Here is a 5264-nt window from a genome sequence, read left to right as displayed (position 1 = left end):
TCAAGCAGCGCGATTGGCTTTAGGGTTCGTTATGAATTTACACGCCAGTTTGCGCCCTATATTGGCGTTGAATGGAGCAATAAATTTGGCAATACCGCCGACTATGCCACATCAAGTGGACAAAGTAGCAACAACACCGCATTTGTTGCGGGTATTAAATTTTGGTTTTAATCATTTTAAATAAGAGGTAATTATGAAGTTTTTTAACTCTGCAGTAGCCATTTTAGGTTTAGTGCTTACATTTTCCGCATCAGCGCATATATCACTCAAGCAATCAATACCTGCACAAGAAGCCATGTTAATGCAAGGACCAGAGGAACTTTCGTTAATTTTTAGTGGTGAAGTAAGGCTAGCAAAAGTCATCATCAAAGATGAAAAAAATAAAACAATAAACTTTGATTTCAAACCCAGCGCCACCCCAAGCACAGACTTTAATTGGTCATTACCGAGCCTAGCCCAAGGCACTTACACGGTTAAATGGACAGCACTGGGTGGTGATGGACATAAAATGACTGGCACGTTTAGATTTATGGTACATAAAAATGAATCGCATAAGATGATGCAAGAACAATCTAATACCCACAGCAAACATAATCATTAAGTAGCAACATCATGCAATTAAGTGAATGGTCAGTGCTCTTACTATTATTAAAACTAGCAAGCTATATAGCAATTGTAGGGCTTGCGGGCACTTTATTAATGCGCTTTATGTGTGGCAACAGCAATGTTGCAGGGCATCTCTTAATTAGCTTTCATCAGTTCTTAAAACGTTGGCAAATTACGTGTGTAGTTACAGGTAGTATTGCTGCACTTTTACAAGTACCTATAGAAGCTGGAGCAATGGCTGAATCAGGCTTTATGGGAATGTTTGACCCCTTTATGCTTGAAATTGTTTGGCAATCAGTCATAGGTGACCAAGCAAGGTTTAGAATACCAGCGCTTATTATTGCTCTAATTAGCGCATGTATGTGGAATGTGGAATCAGATGATAACGTAGCAGGTTATAAAAACGGTGCCGTTATACTAATCATGCTTGGGTTTATCGCTTATAGCTTCACTTTTACTGGGCACAGCGCAAACGAAAATGGGTTAGTGAAAAGTATTTTAACCTTTCACCTTATTGCCATTGCGAGCTGGTTAGGGTCATTGTGGCCGCTTTACAAAAGCTGCACTTTACTACCTACCAGTGAAGTAAAGCGGTTAATGCATTACTTTGGTCAACTCGCTATTGTTATTGTATTTGTACTACTTATTTCGGGCTTAACTCTGCTCCTGCAGTACCTAGAGTCATTTTCTGCATTGTTTACATCAGATTATGGGCAACTAATTTTATTAAAGCTGTTACTCGTCAGCGCGATGCTGCTCCTAGGTGCATGGCATAAGCTTTTTTTAGTCCCGCAAATCACTCAACAACACCATATAAGTATATTAAAACGCTCGATTACTGTTGAAATAGTAATTGCCCTGTTTGTACTTATTACAACAAGTGTATTTACCACACTTGTTGGTCCGCCTATTTAACGATTAATAAAAAGGGAAACGTATGTTAATTAAATCCTTTAATTTAAAAATTTTATTGCTACTAATTTTTAGCACTGTTAGTTCTTTTACTGTTAGTGCACATGACGATGAAAAATATTCAAAAAAAGGCAAGGCCTTTGTCAATGTTGATAGCGAGGCTGCAAAAACAGTCAGCCTATTTCATGCATCTCTAAAACAAGGTAATCGCGAAGCTGCACGTAAATTACTGGCCGACGATGTCATCATTTTTGAAGGCGGAAGTGTTGAGCGTTCTGCAGATGAATACGCGAAACATCATATGATAGCGGATATGAAATTCTTAAGTGCTGTTAATAGTGAACTACTAGAGCATCAAGTTTACACAAATGGAGACATAGCTTACTCAATTTCAAGAAGTAAAACTCAAGGAAAGTACAAAGGAAAAGATATTAAGTCTATGGGAATGGAATCAATCACATTAAAAAACACCGATACAGGTTGGAAAATCACTCATATTCATTGGTCAAATTAAGGAGTTAACAATGCGAGTAATCTACATTACCTCAGCGTTATTTTTATCATTAACTATGTCATTTTCAGCGATAAGTATCGAAAAACAACATAAAGCATTAATAACTTATGAGAATTCAGAAAAACCTAAAATTGAGCTTACCGTTTATAAAAGTAAAAATTGTGGATGTTGTAATAAGTGGATTGCTCATTTGAGCGAAAACAATATTCAAACAAAAGCAATTAACGTCAATGACATGGGGACGATTAAATCTCAGTATCAAATAAAACCAAATATGCGGTCATGCCATACAGCCGTTTCAGCCGATGGATTTGTATTTGAAGGTCATGTTCCCGCCAAACATATAAAACAGTTTTTAGCTGAACAACATCCTGAAAAGACGATAGGGCTCTCTGTTCCCTCTATGCCTGCTGGTACGCCAGGTATGGAAATGGGCGATCGCTTTTATAAATATAATATTGAAATGCTTACGCACGATTTACAGCAGAATACTTATAAGCATATTAGCAAATACGCTGAGCAGTTTTAACACTTATGGCACAACTCTTGATGTAATATTAAACATTGATTCAATGATTAAATATATAGTGGGTTTACGCCTAATAACCTGTAAGAATTACCCATTGGTATAAATGATATACAAAGTAAATGATAGAAAGGAGCCATCTAATGTCGCAGTATTTAAAGTTTTTCTTAATGATAGCCACATCAACATTAGTCATGTTTGTACTGATGTATTTGAATACTTATCAGCTAAGTCATGTTTTTTTTAGTGAAACTCGTACTTATATGGCGCTTTATATGGGAGCCATGATGGCAGTGATAATGCTACTTTTCATGCTCAATATGTATAAAGATAAAAAGAAAAATATAACAGTACTCATTGCTAGTGTTACCGTATTTGCGGGAAGTTTATTTTTAGTTCGATCACAAGCGACTGTTGATGATAGCTCATGGATGTCGGCGATGATCCCACATCATTCAATTGCAATACTCACCAGTGAAAGGGCAAAAATCAAAGATAAGCGAGTCCAAGGGCTTGCAACAAATATTATTGAGGCACAGCGTCGTGAGATTAAAGAAATGCAGTGGTTACTAAAGGATATAGAGAAAAATGGCCTAGCAGAAACTCAGGAGCAAGCACAATCTAGGACCGTACCGGATTTTAATGCTAAGTAAAATTTTATACCAATACATAAAAGGGAGCTAAACATGAGTAAATCAGCCCAACTTTTTAGAATGGCCACAGATGAGCATATTTGTCCGTTTGGTTTAAAATCAAAAGACCTACTAGAGCGAGAGGGATATACAGTTGATGATCAGCTATTAACTTCTCGAGAGCAAACAGATGAATTTAAAAAACAACACAGTGTAGAAACTACACCTCAAACATTTATTGATAATAAACGTATAGGTGGCTATGTCGACTTACGCGATTACTTTGATAAGCCAAAAGCTGGGCAAGAAGGTACAACTTACACGCCCGTGATTGCGATTTTTTCGGTTAGTTTTTTGCTTAGTGTGGCATTTAGTTTTGCAGCGAATAATAGCTTATTATCAATGCAAACCGCTGAACTGTTTGTAGCCCTAACAATGGCAGTGTTAGCAATACAAAAGCTTCAAGACTTATTTAGCTTTACTAATTCATTTATAACCTATGACTTAGTCGCTATGAAAGTAGTCAGGTACGCCTATGTTTACCCATTTTTAGAAGCATTTGTTGGCATTGGAATGATAGCCGGATTACCAGCCTATATTATTGCCCCTATTTCATTGTTCATAGGTGGGGTTGGTGCTGTTTCAGTGATAAAAGCAGTCTATATAGATAAACGAGAGTTAAAATGTGCGTGTGTAGGCGGTGACAGTAACGTACCACTAGGGTTTATCTCCCTAACAGAAAACCTGTTTATGATCGCTGCCGGTATTTGGATGTTTGTTAAGTAAACAACAGCTTTAATTTAAAAACATGATGATGTACTAGTGTGATTACCAAGGGATTATGTCGGTCTAATTACCGAGCGACTTTGACGTAAATAGCATACCAGCCAGTTATTTAACTGGCTACAGTTTGTGCGGTTTCTTGTAACACTTGCGATCTTTCAACTCTCAGTGCGGTAGTGTTCAAGTTATTTCTAAGCCACATGCTGCGCACACCACCTGCACTAATATCAACACCAAGTGACTCAGTCAGCTTCATTGCGACTTTCTGTTGACCAAGATGTGGATGCTCAATTGAGAATTGCACAACCGCATCTTCTATCGCTTGATCTACACAATTTTTATGTCGCAGGTTTGGAGTCTCTTGACGTTTTAAAGCATCAGCCCCTCCTTGCTTAACCAGCTTTAAGTGACGGTGAATAGTATCTCGCGATACGCCACTTTGACGTGAGGCTGCACTGACACTTCCAAGCTCCTCAATTAGCGCTAATACTTCAAGCTTTTTCTGTACAGCCAAGTCTTCTGATGCAAGTTTACTTGGTTCGTTTACCTCTGATATTTTAAGCTGTCGTCCAGCGAAGTGAGCAGTAAACTCTTTCTTGCTCGTTTTTCTAATTTCTATTTTTTGATTGGCAATCGAGTATTTGAGCGGTGAATCAATCAAGTAAAATTTGTTGTCATAGCTGAAGGTATGATCATTACGTATTTTACGGTGATCTTTGATGACACAGATATCGTCTAGGTTGGTGTGTTTTGATAATGGTGTGAACTCAGAACGTTGTTTCGATTTCACTTGTATTTTAGTTTGCCAGTATTGAGGAATAAAGACATGTTTAAGGTAAGCATTAGCCCCAGCAATATCATTGATATTATTTAACCTAAGCTCCGGCACAAGTCGGTCTTGGAAGGTATCAAACGCACGCTCAACACGCCCCTTACCTTGTGGTGAATTAGCAAAAATTATTTCAATACCTAATTCTTCACAGGCGCGTTGCATTTGAGAGAAGTTGCAACGCTTTGGCCCGCCGAATATACCAGCTCTGTCTACATAAAGCGTTTTAAACACACCTTGGGTTTCAATACAGTCTCGCATTACCTTTAAGCAACCTACGGTCGTTTCTGAAGGAAAGAACTCGGCGTATACTTCACTAGTAGCATCGTCAATCAGTATCCGTCCGGTGATCACCGCCTAGCCTTTAAAATTCCACGGTAATAGACTATCGATATCAGGTGTTGATTGGCACAGCTCATCTAAACACGCGGTGATGTAATCGTATGGCGCTAAGCCGTTGGC

The 5264-nt window shown here is 38.2% G+C and carries 8 protein-coding genes and 1 pseudogene; 7 read left to right on the top strand and 2 right to left on the bottom strand.

Annotated features, from left to right (window positions below; all coding sequences use genetic code 11):
* From PSI06_RS20610 to PSI06_RS20580, 7 genes are all read left to right on the top strand, one after another.
* Positions 1–171, top strand: a 171-nt coding sequence (locus PSI06_RS20610) for a copper resistance protein B (protein ID WP_273604767.1), incomplete at its 5' end; no start/stop codon positions are given.
* A 22-nt stretch (positions 172–193) separates the two neighbouring features.
* Positions 194–601 carry a copper resistance CopC family protein gene (locus tag PSI06_RS20605; protein WP_004588802.1) on the top strand — a complete coding sequence of 136 codons (408 nt, stop codon included), beginning with the start codon at positions 194–196 and terminating at the stop codon, positions 599–601.
* A gap of 11 nt (positions 602–612) precedes the next feature.
* Positions 613–1521, top strand: coding sequence for a copper resistance D family protein (locus PSI06_RS20600; protein WP_273604765.1), 909 nt, complete (start codon positions 613–615; stop codon positions 1519–1521).
* 22 nt (positions 1522–1543) lie between these two features.
* Positions 1544–2032, top strand: coding sequence for a YybH family protein (locus PSI06_RS20595; protein ID WP_008109928.1), 489 nt, complete (start codon positions 1544–1546; stop codon positions 2030–2032).
* 10 nt (positions 2033–2042) lie between these two features.
* On the top strand, positions 2043–2561 hold the full coding sequence (locus PSI06_RS20590) for a DUF411 domain-containing protein (RefSeq protein WP_064387012.1): 519 nt from the start codon (positions 2043–2045) through the stop codon (positions 2559–2561).
* Between the two features lie 140 nt (positions 2562–2701).
* A complete protein-coding gene (locus PSI06_RS20585) occupies positions 2702–3211 on the top strand; it encodes a DUF305 domain-containing protein (RefSeq protein WP_273604766.1) in 510 nt (169 codons plus the stop codon).
* 33 nt (positions 3212–3244) lie between these two features.
* Entirely contained in the window at positions 3245–3976 is a 732-nt protein-coding gene (locus PSI06_RS20580; RefSeq protein WP_008463945.1) for a MauE/DoxX family redox-associated membrane protein, read from the top strand.
* A gap of 109 nt (positions 3977–4085) precedes the next feature.
* Here the strand turns inward: PSI06_RS20580 and PSI06_RS20575 are convergent.
* Positions 4086–5138: pseudogene (locus tag PSI06_RS20575) on the bottom strand (helix-turn-helix domain-containing protein); the annotation flags it as partial.
* 21 nt (positions 5139–5159) lie between these two features.
* Positions 5160–5264 (bottom strand): transposase domain-containing protein (locus PSI06_RS20570; protein ID WP_139336469.1); only part of this gene is annotated, 105 nt, incomplete at its 5' end.

Source organism: Pseudoalteromonas sp. GABNS16E (assembly GCF_028598715.1).
GTDB lineage: Bacteria > Pseudomonadota > Gammaproteobacteria > Enterobacterales > Alteromonadaceae > Pseudoalteromonas > Pseudoalteromonas atlantica.
This window is presented reverse-complemented; position numbering and strand designations above follow the sequence as displayed.